The sequence below is a fragment of the Streptomyces sp. NPDC004561 genome (assembly GCF_053602155.1).
This window is the reverse complement of record NZ_JBSGDB010000171.1, coordinates 1-17,179: the sequence shown is the minus strand read 5'-3', so window position 1 is coordinate 17,179 and position 17,179 is coordinate 1. Positions and strand designations below refer to the sequence as shown.

The window sequence follows — 17,179 nt, the reverse complement described above, 5'->3', positions numbered from 1 at the left end:
CCGGCTCCTCCACCGTCACGCCGAAGTCCGTGGCGATGCCGGCCAGCCCGTTGGCGTACCCCTGGCCGACGGCGCGGGCCTTCCACTGGCCGCCGCGCCGGTAGATCTCCACGATGACCAGCGCGGTCTCCGTGCCCAGCTGCGGGGGTGTGAACGTGGCCAGCACCGCGCCGCCGTCCGCGTCGCGGACCGTGGCGGTCGGCTCGATGCCCTGGAAGGTCTGGCCGGCCGCGTCCGGGCTGGCCGTGACCACGATCTTCTCGATGTCCGGCGGCACGGCGACGGTGTCGACCGTGATCGCGTCGGGCGCGGTCCCGCCGCCGGACCGGTACGTCACGCCCGGCCCGGCCGGCTGGTTGTAGAAGATGAAGTCGCCGTCGGAGCGCACCTTGCCGTCGGCGGTGAGCAGCAGGCCCGATACGTCGAGCCGCACCGGAGCGGCGACGTCCACCGTCACGCGCGCGACCGAGAGAGGGATGTTCGAGCCAGGGGTCATAGCTGTCATGCCGGGTGAACGAACGAAGGTGCTTTACCGTTCCCTTACCGGCCGAACGGCCTACGGCACGACGACGATCTTCCGTCCGACCCCCGCCGCGAACTGCTCCAGTGCCTGCGGGTACCGCTCCAGCGGGATCCGGTCGCTGATGAACACCCGCGGATCCAGCACCCCGTTCGCGAACAGCTCGGCCGCCCGCTCGAAGCTGTGCAGCACCGCCATCGAGCCGGTGATCGTGATCTCCTGGTTGTAGACGCGGTACGGGTCGATGGTCACCCGGGTCGCGTAGTCGGCGACCCCGAACTGCAGGAACGTCCCCGCCTTCGCCACCCGGTCCAGGCCGTCCTGGATGGCCGCCGCGTTGCCGGTGGCGTCGACGACCACGTCCCAGCCCTGGGGGCGGTCGAGTTCGTCCGCGCCGCCCGCCGCGTCCGAGACGCCCAGCAGCCGGGCCGTCTCCAGCCGGGCGGGGTTGACGTCGACCATGTCCACGCTGGCCGCGCCCGTGCGCTTGGCCAGCTCCAGCATCATCAGGCCCATGGTGCCGGAGCCGTAGATCAGGACGTGGGCGCCCAGGCGGGAGCGCAGGACGTCGTAGCCGCGCACCGCGCAGGACAGGGGCTCCACCAGGGCCGCGTCCTCGGTGCGCACGTGCTCGGGCAGCTTCACGCAGTTGGCGACGGGCGCGACCGCGTACTGCGCCGCCCCGCCCGCCGTGGTCACGCCGATCGCGGCCCAGCGCTCGCACAGGTTGTTGTGGCCGGTACGGCAGTAGCGGCACTCGTGGCAGTACAGGGAGGGGTCCACGGCCACCCGGTCGCCGACCGCGACCTCGGTGACCTGGGTGCCGACCCCGACCACCTCGCCCGCGAACTCGTGCCCGGGGACGATGGGCAGTTTGGGCGCGAACTCGCCCTGGAGGATGTGGAGATCGGTGCCGCACAGGCCGCAGGCGGCCACCTGGACGACGACCTCGCGGGGTCCTGGCGCCGGGTCGGGGACCTCGGTGACGACGGCGCGGCCCACGGACTCGATGACGGCGGCCTTCATTTCACGGCTCCCAACGACAGGCCCTGGACCAGCTTGTCCTGGGCGGCGAACCCCGCGGCGAGCACCGGCAGGGAGATGACGAGCGACGCGGCGCACACCTTCGCCAGGAACAGGCCCTGGCTGGTGATGAATCCGGTCAGGAAGACGGGGGCGGTCTCGGCGACCACGCCCGTGAGCACCCGCGCGAACAGCAGTTCGTTCCAGCTGAAGATGAAGCAGATCAGCGCCGTCGCGGCGATGCCGGGCAGGGCGATCGGGGCGACCACGCGGGTGAGGACCGTCGGCAGGCGGGCCCCGTCCACCCGCGCCGCCTCGATGACCGCGACCGGCACCTCGGCGAGGAAGGACTGCATCATCCACACGGCGATCGGCAGGTTCATGGCGGTGTAGAGGATGACCAGCAGCCAGATGTCGTCGAGCATCCCGGCGTTCTTGGCGAACAGGTAGATCGGCAGCAGGCCCGCCACGGCCGGCAGCATCTTGGTGGACAGGAAGAAGAACAGCACGTCCGTCCACTTCCTCACCGGCCGGATCGACAGCGCGTACGCCGCCGGGAGGGCGAGCAGCAGCACGCAGAGCGTCGAGACGACGGACGCCACCGTGGAGTTGATCAGCGCGGGCCAGGGGCTCGCCCCGCCGCCCGTGCCGAAGAACTCGCGGTAGCCGTCCAGGGTGAGGGAGGCACCGAAGGACGGCGGGTTGGTCGCCGCGTCCTGTTCCGAGTGGAAGGACGTCAGCGCCATCCAGGCGATGGGCAGGAAGAAGACGATGCCGGCCAGCCAGGCCACGAGGCCCAGCCCGTTGCGGCGTACCGCGTTCATGCGCGGGCCACCTCCTCGCGGAACAGGGACGACACGACGCGCAGGGCGAAGGTCGCGATGACGATGGAGCCGATGACGACCAGGACGCCCGCGGCCGACGCGAGGCCGTTCTCGTGGGCCTGGTAGAAGCTCTGGTAGACGGTGTAGGGCAGGTTCGCCGTGCCCAGGCCGCCGGACGTGATGGTGAAGACCGCGTCGAAGTTCTGCACGATGTAGATCGACCCCAGCAGGGCGCCCAGCTCCAGGTAGCGGCGCAGGTGGGGGAGGGTCAGATGGCGGAAGATCTGCCAGTCGCTCGCGCCGTCGACCCGCGCCGCCTCGATCTGCTGCTGGTCCCGGCTCTGCAGGCCGGCGAGCAGGATCAGCATCATGAACGGCGTCCACTGCCACACCAGGGAGGCCTCCACCGCGAGCAGCGGGGTGTTGGAGATCCAGTCCGGCTGCGGGCCGCCCACATAGTGCAACAACCCGTTGAGCAGGCCGTATTCGGGGTTGTAGAGCACATGCTTCCAGAGCAGGGCCGCCGCCACCGGCACCACCAGGAAGGGGGCGATGAGCAGGGTGCGCACGATGCCCCGGCCGCGGAACCTGCGGTCCAGCAGCAGCGCCAGCGCCAGCCCGAGGACCAGGCTGGCCAGCACCACCGCCACCGTGAGCAGCACCGTCGTCCCCACCGAGTGGCGCAGGTCCGGATCGGTCAGCACCTGGCGGTAGTTGTCGACGCCGGTGAAGTGCCGGGCCTTGGGATAGAGGGCGTTCCAGTCGAAGAAGGAGATCACCAGGGTGGCCACGAACGGCAGCTGGGTCACCGCGATCATGAAGACGAGGGCCGGCAGGAGCGGGGCCCGGGTGGCCCAGGCGCGCAGCCGGGCGGGGGGCCGCTTCAGCGCCCGTGCGGAGGAGGCCGCGTAAGGGGCCGTGGTCGTGGCTGTCATCGTCCCTCGTACTCCTTGGAGATCTTCTCGGCGAGCTGCTGAGACTTCTTCAGGGCCGAGTCGACGGACTGGCGTCCGGCGATGGCCGCGCTGATCTCCTGGGAGACCTTGGTGCCGAGGTCGGTGAACTCGGGGATGCCGACGAACTGGATGCCGGGCGCGGGACGCGGCTGCACGCCGGGGTCGTTCGGGCGGGCGCTCTCGATGGCCTCCTTGGTCATCTCCTGGAAGGCGGCCGCCGACCTGCGGTAGGCGGGGTTGGTGTAGGTCGAGGCCCGCTTGCCCGCGGGGACGTCCGGCCAGCCGCTCGTCCCGCCGACCAGCTGCTCGTACTCCTTGCCGGACGCCCAGGAGACGAACTTCCAGGCCTTGTCGGGGTTGCGGGAGGCGTGCTGGATGCCCCAGGCCCAGGTGTAGAGCCAGCCGGAGGAGCTGGTCTTCTCGACGGGGGCGGGGGCGTAGCCGAGCCTGTCCTTGACCGGGGAGCCCTTGGCCTCCAGGGAGCCGGCCGCGGAGGTGGCGTCGTACCACATGGCGACCTTCCCCTGGGTCATGTCGTTCAGGCACTCGGCGAATCCGGACTGCGGGGCGCCGGACTCCCCATGGCCGCGGACGAGGTCGACATAGAACTTTGTCGCCTTCTCGAACTCGGGCGAGTCCAGGTGCGCCTTCCAGTGCTTGTCGAACCAGGTGCCGCCGAAGGTGTTCACGACGGTCGTCAGCGGTGCCATCAGCTCGCCCCAGCCGGGCAGTCCGCGCAGGCAGATGCCGCGCATGCCGGGCTTCGCGCCGTCCACCTCCGCGGCGAGGGCGGCCACCTGCTGCCAGGTGGGGTGGGCGGGCATCGTCAGGCCCTTCGCCGCGAAGACGTCCTTGCGGTACATCAGGAAGGACGACTCGCCGTAGAAGGGCTGCCCGTAGAGCCTGCCGTCGTCACCCGTGAGGGACTGGCGCATGGGCTTGAGCACGTCCTGCTCGTCGTACGACGGGTCCTTGGCGACGTACGGGTCCATCGACCGCAGCCAGCCGTTGCGGGCGTAGATCGGTATCTCGTAGTTGGAGAGGGTGGCGACGTCGTACTGGCCGGCCTGGTTGGCGAAGTCCTGGCTGATCTTGTCGCGGACGTCGTTCTCCGGCAGGACGGTGAAGTTCACCCGGATGCCGGTCTCCTTGGTGAAGTGCGCGGCGGTGAGCTTCTGCAGCTCCACCATCTGCGGGTTGTTGACCATCAGCACGTTGATCGAGTCGCCGCCGGATCCGGTTCCGCCCGCCCCGACCCAGCAGCCGGTCAGCAGCGGGGCGAGCAGCGTCCCTGCGGCGGCCGTGGCGAGCGTGGCTCGCGGCCTCCGTCGGCTCGGGGTGCGCATGGATCACTCCTGGAATTAAGGGGACATAAGGGGCATTCAGTGGGCGGGGGGTGCCCGGATGTACGGACGAGCCGGTGGTTCAGACCCGGATGACCTGTGGGCCCAGCAGGGCGTAGCGATGGGCCTCGGCCGCCGGGAGCAACGTGCTGGTCACGATCGCCTCCAGCGCGCCGATCTCCGCGAACCGGCAGAAACCGACCGCTCCGAACTTGGTGTGCACGCCCGCGAACACGGTCCGCCGCGCGGCCCGGATCGCCTGCGCCTTGACCTCGCCGACCGCCGGGTCGGGCGTGGTCAGGCCGTGCTCGCGGGAGATGCCGTTGGCGCCGATGTAGGCGAGGTCGAGGACGAAGCCGGCCAGCATCCTCGTCGTCCAGTGGTCGACGGTGGCCAGGGTGCCGGCGCGGACCCGGCCGCCGAGCAGCAGCACCTGGGCGTGGCCCGCCTCGGCCAGGGCGCCGGCGACCGGCAGGGACGCGGTGACCACGGTCAGCGGCCGGTCCCCGGGGAGCGCCTCGGCGATGAGCTGTGGGGTGAAGCCCTCGTCGACGAAGACCGTCTCGGCGTCGCCGATCAGGTCGGCAGCGGCGGCGGCGATCCGGCGCTTCTCGGGCACCTGGCTGGTGGCCCGGAAGGCCAGCGTGGTCTCGAAGGCGGCGCTCTCCACCGGGTAGGCCCCGCCGTGGGTGCGGCGGACCAGCCCGTGGTCCTCCAGGGCGCGCAGATCGCGCCGGACGGTCTCCTTGGCCACGCCCAGCTCCACGGCGAGTGCGGCGACGTCGACCGAGCCGGTGGCGCGGGCGGCCCGCACGATCTCGCGCTGGCGTTCCTCCGCCGTCCTGGTGCTCATGTCGTCACCCGCTTCCCTGTGGAACTGCCCGTTCGGGCCCATGGGGGAAGTTCTACCGCCGGTGCGCGAGCCTGACCAGGTCTGTTGCGGGCCCGATGCTGACCGCTTGGGCCCGTTTGCCGGAGGTTCTGCCCGCCGCGGACCTGCGCGGCCGCCGGACGCCGAGTGGAAACGGGCGGCGCGGATGCCCGGATAGGGCGGCGGGCTGGCCCGTTCGGTGCCCGCCCGCCTCGCCGGGCGGTCGTTTCCCGCCGTCCGGCCCGCCCCGAAGGCTCAGTACGGCCAGATCGGCGGGTCGTTCACGAAGTGGCCGCCCAGATGGCTGTGGGCCGGGTTCGCGGGATCCGGTTCGCCCTGCTCGGCGATCAGCTTCCGGGCGTAGGGCTCGGAGTCGTCCCGCGGCTCGTAGCCGAGCGCCCGGGCGCTGCCCAGGTCCCACCACAGGCGTGTGTTGGCGGAGGAGCCGTAGACGACCGTGTGGCCGACGTTCTCTGCGGTCAGGGCCGCGTGGAAGAGGCGGGCGCCGTCGGCCGGGCTCATCCACACCGAGAGCATGCGCACGCTGGTCGGCTCCGGGAAGCAGGAGCCGATGCGCACCGAGACCGTCTCCAGGCCGTGTTTGTCCCAGTAGAGCTGGGCCAGGTCCTCGCCGAAGGACTTGGACAGGCCGTAGAAGGTGTCCGGGCGGCGCGGGGTGTCGACGGGGATCGGCGCCTCGCCCGGGCGCGGGGCCGGGGTGAAGCCGACGGCGTGGTTGGAGGAGGCGAAGACGATCCGGGGCACGCCTTCCCCGCGCGCGGCCTCGTAGAGGTGGTAGGTGCCCTCGATGTTCGACCGCAGGATCTTCTCGAAGGGCGCTTCCAGGGAGATGCCCGCGAGGTGGAGGACCGCGTCCACGCCCCGCACCGCCTCGCGCAGCGCGTCCGTGTCGGCGAGGTCCGCGGTGATCGCGTCCGGCGCGCCCTCGACGGGACGCATGTCGAACAGGCGCAGCGAGTAGCCGTACTCCGGCAGCAGGGACCGCATCAGGGTGCCGAGCCCGCCGGCGGCGCCGGTGAGCAGAACGGTGCGGGGAGCGGGCATCCGTCGGTCTCCTTGACGTCAGTGGCCGCATGCTTGGATGGGGTTCATATTCATGGACAAGCTAAGGAGCGGTGATCCGCCCCGTCAAGTGTGCCGTGACGAGGGTGATTTCGCTTCTGCGGCGCCTGTTCCGGCGCTCGACCCGCCCCCTTGCGGGCGCTTAGCGTGAGATCGTTCAGAAATATAGACACCGATCAGAAGCATGCACCGACTGGGAGAGCCAGTGACGCCTGCCCCTCTCGCCGCCCGGCTCAGCGCCCCGAGCGGGCCGCTCTTCTTCCCCGTCACGGCCTTCGGCCCCGACGGCTCGCCCGACCTCGACGTCTACCGCACCCATGTGCGCCGGGGCGTCGCGGCCGGCGCCGCCGCCGTGTTCGCCTGCTGCGGCACCGGGGAGTTCCACGCGCTGCTGCCCGAGGAGTTCGAGGCCTGCGTCCGGGTGGCCGTCGAGGCGGCCGGGGGGCGCGTCCCCGTCGTCGCTGGCGCCGGCTACGGCACCGCGCTGGCCGTCCGCTACGCGCGCCTCGCCGAGCGGGCGGGCGCCGACGGCCTCCTCGCGATGCCGCCGTACCTCGTGCTCGCCGGTCAGGAGGGCCTGCTGCGCCACTACCGGGAGCTCGCCGCGGCCACCGCCCTGCCGGTGATCGTCTACCAGCGCGACAACGCCGTCTTCACCCCGCCGACCGTCGTCGAACTCGCCCGCACCGACGGCGTCATCGGCCTCAAGGACGGCCTCGGCGACCTCGACCTGATGCAGCGGATCGTCAGCGCCGTGCGCACCGAGGTCCCCGGCGACTTCCTGTACTTCAACGGCCTGCCCACCGCCGAGCAGACCCAGCTCGCCTACCGCGCCCTCGGCGTCACCCTGTACTCCTCGGCCGTCTTCTGCTTCGCCCCCGAGATCGCCCTCGCCCACCACCGCGCCCTGGCCGCGGACGACACGGACACCGTGCGGCGCCTGCTCGACGGCTTCTTCCGCCCGTTCGTGGAACTGCGCGCGCAGGGCCGCGGCTACGCCGTCTCCCTCGTCAAGGCCGGCGTACGGCTGCGCGGCCTGGACGTCGGCGAGGTCCGGCCCCCGCTGCACGAACCGTCCGAGGACCACGTCAAACAGCTCGCCCGGCTGATCGAACGCGGCTACGCGCTGCTGGAGGAGGACGCGTGATCGAGCCTGCCGCCGCGCCCTCCGGCGCAGGACGTGTGAGCGATCTGGAGGGGGACGCGTGAAGGCCTCGGCGTTCGTCTATCCCTGGGACGTCAACGGAGACCCCGAGGCCCCCGCGCGCATCGCCGGACTCGGCGTCGAGCAGGTGACCCTCGCCGCCGCCTACCACTCCACCCGCGCCCTCACCCCCCGCCACCCCCGCCACCGCATCGTCACCGCCGAGTACGCGGCCCTGCTCTACCCGGCGGGCGCCGGGTGGGGGGGCCGCGGCCTGCGCCCCTGCCCCGCCGGCCGCTGGGCCCCCGGCGACGCGTACGGCGAGGCGGCGCGGGCGCTCGCCGCCGCCGGTCTGGAGGTGCACACCTGGGTGGTCCTCGCGCACAACTCCCGGCTCGGCGCCGAGCACCCCGACACCTCGGTCGTCAACGCCTACGGCGACCGCTACCCGTGGGCGCCCTGCATCGCCCAGCCCGCCACGCGCGCGTACCTGGTCGACCTGGCCGCCGAGGCCGCTGTACGCCCCGGCGCGCGCGGCACCGAACTGGAGTCCCTCGGCTGGTACGGGCTCCAGCACCTGCACGCCCACGACAAGATCTCCGGCGTCGGCCTCGGGGACGCCGGGCAGTACCTGATGTCCCTGTGCTTCTGCCCCTCCTGCCGCGCCGGGTACGGCGCGCATGGCCTGGACGGGGACGAGCTGGCGGGCTCCGTGCGCACCGGGCTGGAGCCGCTGTGGCGGGGCGCGGCGGACGACGCGGGGTGGCCGACGGTCGAGAAGCTGCTCGGCGAGGACACCGCGGCCGCCACGCGCGCGTGGCGCGACACCACCGCCCGCACCCTCCAGGAGGACGCCGTGGCCGCCGTCCGCGCCGCCGCGCCCGACGGCTTCCAGGTCCTGCTGCACGCCGACCCCGTCTCCCACCACTGCGGCGCCAATGCGGGCGTCGACCCCGGCCACATCCTGTCCGTCGCCGACGGCGTGGTGGTCCCCTGCACCGGCGGTACGGCCCTGCTGGCGCCCTTCGCCGAGCGGGCGCGGGAGCGGACCGTCCTGGCGGCCAACCTCACGGTGGTCACCGGGATGGGCGGCAGCCCCGCCACGCTCGCGGCGGACGCGGCACGCGCGCGTGCGGACGGGGCGACGGAACTGCGGCTCTATCACGCCGGGTTGGCGTCGGACGGAGACCTCGCCGCGGTGCGCTCGGCACTGGCGGCGCGCTGAACGAGCGGGGCCGCCGTCGCGAGCAGCGCCAGGCCGTAGCAGGGCAGCAGCAGCCCGGGACCGGCCAGTTCGACCAGGCCGGCCCCGGCGGCCAGACCCAGCACGTTCGGGGCGAAGAGCAGCGTGTTCGCGGTGGCCGTCGCCCGGCCGAGCAGCGGGCCGGGGGTCTCCCGCTGCACGGCGGTGAGCGCGGCGACCAGCGCGCACGGCAGCCCCAGCCCGCTCACCGCGCTCGACGCCAGGGCGACCGCGTCCCACGGCACGGCCCGCGCCGCCACCGCGACCCCCGTCAGCGCGATGCCCGCCGCCGCGAACCGGCGCCCGCCGAGCCGGCGCAGCGCCGGACCGGAGACCAGCCCGGCCGTCACCGACCCGACACCCTGGACGGCGTACAGCAGGCCCGTGTACGTGGGGGAGTGGCCGAGGCGGCCGACGACGGCGTAGATCGTCGCGCTGCTCAGGGAGGCGAGGAACATGGTCGTACCGCCCGCCCGGACCAGCGGGCGCAGCGCCGGGTGCCCCCACACCTGCCGGAAGCCCTCGGCGATCTCCCGCCGCCGGTCCCCGGCGGGCCGGACGGGCCGCTCCTCGCGCACGCGCAGGAGGGCGCACAGAACGGCGGCGAGGACGAAGGTGACCGCGTCCAGGCAGGCGACGGCCGGTCCGCCGCAGGCCGCGTAGAGACCCGCCCCGGTCAGCGGGGCGACGAGCTTCATGCCCTCCGTGACGCTCATGCGCAGTCCGTTGACGTCGCCGAGCACGTCCGGGCCGACGGCCGCGGCCACCAGGCCCGACTCGGCGGCGTCGTGGACCACTCCCTCGGCGCCGTACACGGCCAGCACCGCGAACAGCAGCCACAGGCGGCCCGGGGAGTCCACGGCGAACAGGGCGAGCAGCAGCGCGGCCATGCCCAGGTTGCCCGCGACGAGCAGCGGTCTGCGGCGGACGCGGTCGGCGAGCGCGCCCAGCGCCGGGCCCGCCAGGGTGGGCGCCCACATGGCGAGCAGACACAGGGCGGCCAGGCCGTCGGAGCCGGTGAGGTCCTTGACCCACACGCCCGACGCCAGCCACAGGGAGGAGGTGCCGAAGCCGGACACCACCACGGCCGCCAGGCACAGGGCCGCGTTGCGGTCGCGCAGCACGCGCAGCACCGCCGGGGAAGTCGTCATGCCTCGTCATCGTGGGCCTAAGGAGGGCGCCTGCGGATCCGTCGGATGCCTCATCCGCCGGGCCGGCGCGACGGCGGCAATCCGTCGGAACCTGTCGGTCCTGCGCTTCTTGACGCGGGGTGGCGCTTCGGGGGAGGGCGGTCGCCGGGGAAGTGGCTGCGCGGCCGCCGCCGGCACCGATGAGTTTCGGTGCGCCGGGCGGTCGGAACTCCGTACGGGCAGTGCGAACCCGAAGGAGCAAGGCATGACCATGGTCGACCTGGGCCCCCAGGCCCACATCGTGGCGCGGCTCGCCGAGACGGTCACCGACGAACAGCTGACGGCCCCGACCCCGTGCCCGGGGCTCGCGGTGCGGAACCTGCTGGGCCACATCCACGGGCTGTCCGTCGCCTTCCGCGACGCGGCCCGCAAGAGCCTCGGCGCCACGACCGACACCAACCCGGGCGCCACCGTCCCGGACATCGGCCCCGGCTGGCGCGAGGAACTGCCCAAGGCGCTGGACGAAGTCGCCGACGCCTGGCGCGACCCGGCCGCGTGGACCGGCATGACCCGCGCGGGCGGGGTGGACCTGCCGGGCGAGGTGGCCGGCGCCGTCCTCGCCGACGAGCTGGTGATCCACGGCTGGGACCTGGCCCGCGCCACCGGCCTGCCCTACGCCGCCGACCCCGCCGCCCTGGACGCGGCCCACGGCTTCCTCCTCGTCGCGGCCGAGAACCCCGACCGCCCCGGCGGCCTCTTCGGCCCGGTCGTCCCGATCCCGTCGGAGGCACCCCTGCTGGACCGCGCGGTGGGCCTGAGCGGCCGGTACCCGGGGTGGCACCCGGCGGGCTGACCGGTGACTGCGTGAGGGGCGGGGCCATGCCGGTCCGGTGCGGGCATGGCCCCACCGCACACCGCGACGGTCCCGCGCCCCGGCGACCGGGCGGGCTCAGCGGAATGCGGCACCAGCCCGCTGGTCGTGCACGGCCCGATGGACCTGCTGTTCGGCGGGCTGCTCGCCATGGCACGGACAGCCGCCAGGACGCCCACCGCGGTACCCGAGGCTCCGCTTGGCCGGGCGGCCGGGACTTGACCAAGTGACCGGGGCACGGGTGCTCGCGGCCGTACGCTCCTCTTCATGCCGCTCACGCTCACCGTCCTCGGCGCCGCCTCGCCGCACCCCGGCCCGGACCGGCCCTGCTCCGGATATCTGCTGTCCGGAGGGGGCGCCGAGGTATGGGTGGACGCGGGGCCCGGTACGTTCGCCGCGTTGCAGCGGCACACCGACCCGGCGCGGCTCACGGCGATCTGGATCTCCCACCTGCACGCCGACCACAGCGCCGACCTGCTGTCCGCCGCCTACGCCTTCGCCTTCGGCGGGATGACCCCGGCCGCGCCGGTCCCGGTGTACGCCCCGCAGGACTGCGCCCGCCGCCTGGCCGGCTTCTTCGGGCGGGCGGACAGCGACTTCCTCAAGGGCGTCTTCGACTTCCGGCCCCTGTACGACGGCCACGACGTACGGCACTGGAACCTCCGCCTCACCGCCCGCGCCGTCGCCCACGACACCGAGGCGTACGGGCTGCGGGCCGAGTGCCAGGGGAGTGTGCTCGCCTACTCCGGGGACAGCGGGCCCTGCGCCGCGCTCGGTGAACTCGCCCTGCACGCCGACCTGTTCCTGTGCGAGGCCGACATCCACGCGCATCGCGGTGGCGAACAGGTGCATCTGACGCCGGAGGACGCCGGGCGGATCGCCCTCGGCGCCCGTGTGCGCGCGCTGCTCGTGACCCACGTGGGCCCCACGCTCACCCGCGAGGCGGCCGCCGCCCGCGCCGCCGTGGCCTCCGGCCGGCCCGCCCGCAGCGCGGTCGAGGGCGACGTCCACACCGTCTGAGAAGCCCCGGCTTCCTCTCCCGCATCACCGACCTGCTCCACCTGGACCGGCCGACCGTCTGTACGACACGCGGCGCGAGCAACCGGAGGCGGCCGGTCGCCGGGCCGTACCGGGGACCCGGCTGACGACCGTGCCGAATCCGCCCGTGCGCGGTGGCGAGAAAGTGCGTATCGATCGGGTAACAGCCCTCGCAGCGCCCGGGGTTATGCGCGTAGACAGTCCGTGACCTGGTGCATCACTCTCATCCATCGGATCCGGAGAACCCATGCGGAAGTCCCACAGAGTCGCCGCCGCCACCGCCGCCTGCGTGGTCGCCGGTGCCGCGCTGTACGGCGCGGGCGCGGCCACCGCCGGTCAGTCGACGGCCAACTCCACCCACGAGCCCTACAACATCGGGCTCCTGACGCAGGACATCGACAAGTACTACGGCACCACCGCCGACAGCAACGGTGTCTACCAGGCGTCCCCGGACAGCCCGTACGCCGAGGACCTGGCGCGCATCGACGCGGACGCCAAGCGCTACATCGACAAGGCGGCCCGCAAGGCCCGCCACCACGGCGAGAAGCCGGCCGTCATGTTCGACATCGACGACACGCTGCTGCTCAGCCTCGACTACGAGAAGCGCTACAACTACTCGTACAACCCCACCACGTGGAACGACTACGTGAACAAGGCCGACCGCCCGGAGGTCTTCGGCAGCCCGGAGCTGGTCCGCTACGCCCAGTCCAAGGGTGTCGAGGTCTTCTACAACTCCGGTCTGTCGGAGGCGCAGCGCGCCGCCGCGGTCGCCAACCTGAAGAAGATCGGCGCCGACGTGAACCTCGACGCCGCCCACATGTTCCTCAAGGACAAGGCCAACCCGCCCGCGTACCTGAGCGGTTGCGCCACCCCGGGCGCCTGGACCTGCACGACCGTGCAGTACAAGTCCGGCACCCGCAAGCACATCGAGGACGACCTCGGGTACGAGGTCATCGCCAACTTCGGCGACCAGTACTCGGACCTGGACGGCGGCTACGCGGACCGCACGTACAAGCTGCCGAACCCGACGTACTTCGTCTCCTGACGCCCGGGCTGCTCGGCCTTCCGTCCTGAGCGGCGGCGTCCCTCTCGGCCCCCGTCACCGGCAGCAACGCGCCGTGGCGGGGGCCGACGGGCGTCCGCGGGCGGACGGCGGAATCCGTGACACGAAGGAAACCTGAAACAGATCCGGCAAGGGAACAATCCAGCCAGCATCCGCACACCGCTCATCAGGCGACGAGGAGTTGGACCATGTCCGAGACGCAGACGGTGGACCAGCGGCCAGAGGCCGTGCCACCTGCCCGCAACGGCGTCGACCGGTACTTCAGAATCTCCGAACGGGGATCCACCTTCGGCCGGGAGATACGCGGCGGTCTCGCCACTTTCTTCACCATGGCCTACATCCTTGTCCTGAATCCGATCATCCTGGGCAGCGCCAGGGACAAGTACCACCACGCCCTCGACACCGGCCAACTCGTCACCGCCACGGCCCTGGTGGCCTGTGTGATGACCGTCGTCATGGGTGTCGGCGGCAACCTCCCCCTCGCCATCGCCGCCGGCCTCGGCCTCAACGCCGTCGTCGCCTTCCAGCTGGCCCCGCTGATGAGCTGGCCCGACGCGATGGGCCTGGTCGTCCTCGAAGGACTGGTCATCTGCCTGCTGGTCCTCACCGGACTGCGGGAGGCGATCATGAACGCCATCCCGCAGCAGCTCAAGCAGGCCATCGGCGTCGGCATCGGCCTGTTCATCGCCTTCATCGGCTTCGTGGACGCCGGGTTCGTCAGCCGCATCCCGGACGTCGCGAACACCACCGTGCCCGTCCAGCTCGGCGCGGTCGGCCGGCTCACCGGCTGGCCCGTGCTGGTCTTCTGCGTCGGTGTGCTGCTCACCATCGCGCTGCTCGCCCGGAAGGTGAAGGGCGCGATCCTCATCAGCATCGTGTCGATGACCGTCGTCGCGATCGTCATCAACGCCGTGGCCGACATCAAGAGCTGGGGCCTGACCACGCCCAAGGTCCCCGACAAGATCGTCGCCGCCCCGGACTTCGGGCTCATCGGTCACTTCAGCCTGTTCGGCGGCTTCGCCAAGGCCGGCGTCCTCACCGCCGTGCTGCTGGTCTTCACCCTCATCCTGTCCGACTTCTTCGACGCCATGGGCACCATCGTCGGCATCAGCGCCGAGGCCGGACTGCTCGACGACAGGGGGCAGGTGCCCGGCATCGGCCGCGTGCTGTTCATCGACGGCGCCGCCGCCGTGGCCGGCGGCCTCGGCTCCGCCTCCTCCAACACCGCCTACATCGAGTCCGCGGCCGGCGTCGGCGAGGGCGCCCGCACCGGCTTCGCCAACCTCGTCACCGGCGGCCTGTTCGGCCTCGCGCTCTTCCTCACCCCGCTGCTCACCATCGTCCCGCTCCAGGCGGCGGCGCCCGCGCTGATCGCCGTGGGCTTCCTGATGATGACCCACGTCAAGCACATCGACTGGGACAGGTACGAGATCGCCATCCCGGCGTTCCTCACCATCGCGGCGATGCCCTTCACCTACTCCATCACCGACGGCATCGGCGCGGGCTTCCTCTCCTACGTCCTCATCAAGTCGGTGCTGGGCAAGGCCAAGGAGGTCAACTGGCTGCTGTGGGGCGTCTCGGCACTGTTCCTGGTGTACTTCGCGATCGATCCGGTGGAGCAGCTGCTGGGCGTCAAGTAGCCGGGGCGAGGGGGCGGGTTCCGGAACCGCCCCCTCGACGTCACTTGAGCGCCGCCTGCATCATCGCCTTGGCCACCGGCGCGGCCAGCCCGTTTCCGCTCACCTCGGACCGGGCCGCGTCCGACTGCTCGACCATCACGCCGACGGCGACCTCCTTGCCGCCGCTGCCGGACTTGCCGTAGGACGTGAACCAGGCGTACGGCGTCTTGCTGTTGTTCTCGCCGTGCTGGGCGGTACCGGTCTTGCCGCCGACGGTCACCCCCGGGATCAGGGCGTTCGTGCCGGTGCCGTCCTTCACCACCGTCTCCATGGCCGACTGGAGCTGCTCGGCGGTCGAGGAGCTGACGATCTGCTTGGTGCCCGCGTTCTCGTCGTAGTTCTGCAGCACGTCACCGCCGCCGTTGGTGATCTGGGACACCATGTGCGGCGAGACCAGCTTGCCGCCGTTGGCGATGGCCGCCGACACCATCGCCATCTGCAGCGGGGTCGCCGTGACGTCGAACTGGCCGATGCCGGACAGCCCGGTCTGCGCCGTGTCCATGTGCGACGGGTACACGCTGGCGTAGGGCCGCACCGGCACGTCCTGCTTGTCGTCGTCGAAGCCGAACTTCTCGGCCATGGCCCTCACCTTGTCCTGCCCGAGCTGGACGGCCATGTGGCCGAAGACGTTGTTGCAGGAGTAGCGCAGGGCGACGCGGATCGGGGCGTCCTTGCAGGGAGCCGACTTGTTCTCGTTCGACAGCACCCTCGTCGTGCCCGGCAGCGTGTAGGGGTCGGGGCTGTCGGTCGGGTCGTCCACGTTCTTGTACAGCCCGCTCTCCAGCGCGGCCGCCGCCACGACCAGCTTGAACGTCGAGCCGGGCGGCAGCGGCTGGCGCAGCGCACGGTTGGTGAGCGGCTGGTCCTTGTCCTTCGTGAGCGACAGCCAGGCCGTCCCGGCCGTGTTCGCGTCGGCGAGCGTGGCGGGGTCGTACGACGGCGTCGACACCACGGCGAGGATCCTGCCGGTCTTCGGGTCCACGGCGACGGCCGCGCCCTTCTTGTCACCGAGGGCGCTGTAGGCCGCCTTCTGCACCGCCGGGTCGATGGTGGTGACCACGTTGCCCGGGTCGGCGCGCTCTCCGGTGAGGGTGTCCATGACGGTGTTCAGCTGCGGGTCCGTGCCGTTGAGCAGGTCCTTGTAGATGCCCTCCAGCTGCGTGGGCGCGTAGGCCTGTGAGGCGTAGCCCGTCACCGCCGCGTACAGCTTGCCGTCCGTGTAGGTCCGCTTGTAGGCGAGGTCGCTTCCCTTCGTCCGCGTCGAGCCGGTGATCGCGTCGCCGGCCACGATGATGTTCCCCAGCGGCCGCGAGTACGTCTCGATCGCGTTGCGCCGGTTGTAGTTGTCGTCCGCGAGGGCCTGGCCGTCGTAGAACTGCACCCAGGTCGCCCTGCCGAGCAGGGCGAGCACGAGCAGCAGCGTGAAGACGGACGCCCGCCTGATCGTCTTGTTCATCCCGCCCGGAAGACGAGAGCGACGGGGGTGTCGTTCCCGTACGCCCGTATTTCTCATCCGTTGCTCATCGTGTGCTCAGAAACCCGGCCTCGTACGCTGCGATCACCGCCTGGGTGCGGTCCCGGGTGCCGGTCTTGGCCAGCACCGCCGCCACATGCGTCTTCACGGTGGCCGGTCCGACCTCCATGCGCCGGGCTATCTCGGCGTTGGTGAGCCCCGCGGCCATGTGCCGCAGCACCTCGCTCTCCCGCCCGGTGAGCCTGCGCGCCCAGGCCGGGGGAGCGGGCGCCGTGCGCGCGTGCGCGGCCGCGAGGGCCCGTACGGCCGACGGGAACAGCAGGCTGTCGGTGCGGGCGACCAGCCGTACCGCCTGGACGAGGGAGTCCGCGTCGGCCCGCTTGAGCAGGAAGCCGGCGGCTCCGGCGCGCAGCGCGTCGTACACGTAGGAGTCGTTCTCGAAAGTGGTCACGACGACGACCCGCGGCGGCTCCGGAAGCGTGCCGACGATCTGCTCGGTGGCCCGGATGCCGTCGACCTCCGGCATACGGACGTCCATGAGCACGACGTCGGGCCGCAGTTCCCGGACCACGGACACGGCCTCGGCGCCGGTCGCCGCCTCGCCGACCACCTCCAGACCGGGCTCGGCGGAGAGGATGGCGCGCAGGGCGGTACGGACCATGCGCTCGTCGTCGGCGAGGACGATCCGGATGGCGGGCCGGTTCATGCGGGTCCTTCCAGGGGGAGTCGTACGCACAGGCGCCAGGTGTCCCCGGACGGCCCCGCCTCCGCCGCGCCGCCCAGCAGGCGGACGCGGTCGGCGACGCCGCGCAGGCCGTGACCGCGGCAGCAGGCACCTGGAATGGCCGACCGACCCAAGCGGGGGGAGCCCCGCCTCCGAGCCGGCAGCACGTCAATCCGTTTGCAAGGGTCGCGAC

The 17,179-nt window shown here is 72.1% G+C and carries 17 protein-coding genes; 7 read left to right on the top strand and 10 right to left on the bottom strand.

Going from position 1 to position 17,179, the window contains the following annotated elements; all coding sequences use genetic code 11:
• From ACWEN3_RS22520 to ACWEN3_RS22490, 7 genes are all read right to left on the bottom strand, one after another.
• Positions 1-496: TerD family protein (locus ACWEN3_RS22520; protein WP_452973810.1), on the bottom strand; the 496-nt coding region annotated here is incomplete at its 3' end.
• A gap of 60 nt (positions 497-556) precedes the next feature.
• Positions 557-1,546: a zinc-dependent alcohol dehydrogenase family protein gene (locus ACWEN3_RS22515; RefSeq protein WP_452973807.1), complete on the bottom strand. Its 990-nt coding sequence runs from the start codon at positions 1,544-1,546 to the stop codon at positions 557-559.
• Positions 1,543-2,367, bottom strand: a complete 825-nt coding sequence (locus ACWEN3_RS22510) for a carbohydrate ABC transporter permease (protein WP_452973804.1) — start codon at positions 2,365-2,367, stop codon at positions 1,543-1,545. Before ACWEN3_RS22510 ends, ACWEN3_RS22515 begins: the two co-directional genes overlap by 4 nt.
• Positions 2,364-3,302 (bottom strand): carbohydrate ABC transporter permease, encoded by a 939-nt coding sequence (locus ACWEN3_RS22505; protein WP_452973801.1) that lies wholly within the window; start codon positions 3,300-3,302, stop codon positions 2,364-2,366. The genes ACWEN3_RS22510 and ACWEN3_RS22505 overlap by 4 nt, the downstream gene beginning before the upstream one ends.
• A complete protein-coding gene (locus ACWEN3_RS22500) occupies positions 3,299-4,669 on the bottom strand; it encodes an ABC transporter substrate-binding protein (protein ID WP_452973797.1) in 1,371 nt (456 codons plus the stop codon). Before ACWEN3_RS22500 ends, ACWEN3_RS22505 begins: the two co-directional genes overlap by 4 nt.
• 79 nt (positions 4,670-4,748) lie before the next feature.
• The gene (locus ACWEN3_RS22495) at positions 4,749-5,519 is read right to left on the bottom strand and encodes a DeoR/GlpR family DNA-binding transcription regulator (RefSeq protein WP_452973795.1); all 771 of its coding nucleotides are present in this window, start codon (positions 5,517-5,519) and stop codon (positions 4,749-4,751) included.
• A 273-nt stretch (positions 5,520-5,792) separates the two neighbouring features.
• Positions 5,793-6,602, bottom strand: a complete 810-nt coding sequence (locus ACWEN3_RS22490) for an NAD-dependent epimerase/dehydratase family protein (protein WP_452973792.1) — start codon at positions 6,600-6,602, stop codon at positions 5,793-5,795.
• A 223-nt stretch (positions 6,603-6,825) separates the two neighbouring features.
• Here ACWEN3_RS22490 and ACWEN3_RS22485 point away from each other — a divergent pair, with 223 nt between their 5' ends.
• Both ACWEN3_RS22485 and ACWEN3_RS22480 read left to right on the top strand, forming a co-directional pair.
• Complete coding sequence (locus ACWEN3_RS22485; RefSeq protein WP_452973789.1) at positions 6,826-7,767, top strand: 5-dehydro-4-deoxyglucarate dehydratase; 942 nt, start codon at positions 6,826-6,828, stop codon at positions 7,765-7,767.
• Positions 7,768-7,825: 58 nt separating this feature from the next.
• Positions 7,826-8,989 carry a hypothetical protein gene (locus tag ACWEN3_RS22480; protein ID WP_452973786.1) on the top strand — a complete coding sequence of 388 codons (1,164 nt, stop codon included), beginning with the start codon at positions 7,826-7,828 and terminating at the stop codon, positions 8,987-8,989.
• Here ACWEN3_RS22480 and ACWEN3_RS22475 read toward each other — a convergent pair.
• Positions 8,926-10,158, bottom strand: coding sequence for an MFS transporter (locus ACWEN3_RS22475; protein ID WP_452973783.1), 1,233 nt, complete (start codon positions 10,156-10,158; stop codon positions 8,926-8,928). The genes ACWEN3_RS22480 and ACWEN3_RS22475 overlap by 64 nt on opposite strands.
• 244 nt (positions 10,159-10,402) lie before the next feature.
• Between ACWEN3_RS22475 and ACWEN3_RS22470 the strand changes: the two genes are divergently transcribed.
• The 5 genes from ACWEN3_RS22470 (at position 10,403) to ACWEN3_RS22450 (ending at position 14,749) form a co-directional block, all read left to right on the top strand.
• Positions 10,403-10,990, top strand: coding sequence for a TIGR03086 family metal-binding protein (locus ACWEN3_RS22470; protein ID WP_452973780.1), 588 nt, complete (start codon positions 10,403-10,405; stop codon positions 10,988-10,990).
• 45 nt (positions 10,991-11,035) lie between these two features.
• Positions 11,036-11,230, top strand: a complete 195-nt coding sequence (locus ACWEN3_RS22465; RefSeq protein ID WP_452973777.1) for a hypothetical protein — start codon at positions 11,036-11,038, stop codon at positions 11,228-11,230.
• A 45-nt stretch (positions 11,231-11,275) separates the two neighbouring features.
• Complete coding sequence (locus tag ACWEN3_RS22460) at positions 11,276-12,028, top strand: MBL fold metallo-hydrolase (protein WP_452973775.1); 753 nt, start codon at positions 11,276-11,278, stop codon at positions 12,026-12,028.
• Between the two features lie 265 nt (positions 12,029-12,293).
• Positions 12,294-13,091, top strand: a complete 798-nt coding sequence (locus tag ACWEN3_RS22455; protein ID WP_452973772.1) for an HAD family acid phosphatase — start codon at positions 12,294-12,296, stop codon at positions 13,089-13,091.
• Positions 13,092-13,297: 206 nt separating this feature from the next.
• Positions 13,298-14,749 carry an NCS2 family permease gene (locus ACWEN3_RS22450; protein ID WP_452973769.1) on the top strand — a complete coding sequence of 484 codons (1,452 nt, stop codon included), beginning with the start codon at positions 13,298-13,300 and terminating at the stop codon, positions 14,747-14,749.
• A gap of 40 nt (positions 14,750-14,789) precedes the next feature.
• Here the strand turns inward: ACWEN3_RS22450 and ACWEN3_RS22445 are convergent, their stop codons facing one another.
• Together ACWEN3_RS22445 and ACWEN3_RS22440 are read right to left on the bottom strand one after the other, a co-directional pair.
• Entirely contained in the window at positions 14,790-16,244 is a 1,455-nt protein-coding gene (locus tag ACWEN3_RS22445; protein ID WP_452973766.1) for a peptidoglycan D,D-transpeptidase FtsI family protein, read from the bottom strand.
• Between the two features lie 64 nt (positions 16,245-16,308).
• Positions 16,309-16,968, bottom strand: coding sequence for a response regulator (locus tag ACWEN3_RS22440; RefSeq protein ID WP_452973763.1), 660 nt, complete (start codon positions 16,966-16,968; stop codon positions 16,309-16,311).
• Positions 16,969-17,179 lie beyond the last annotated feature (211 nt).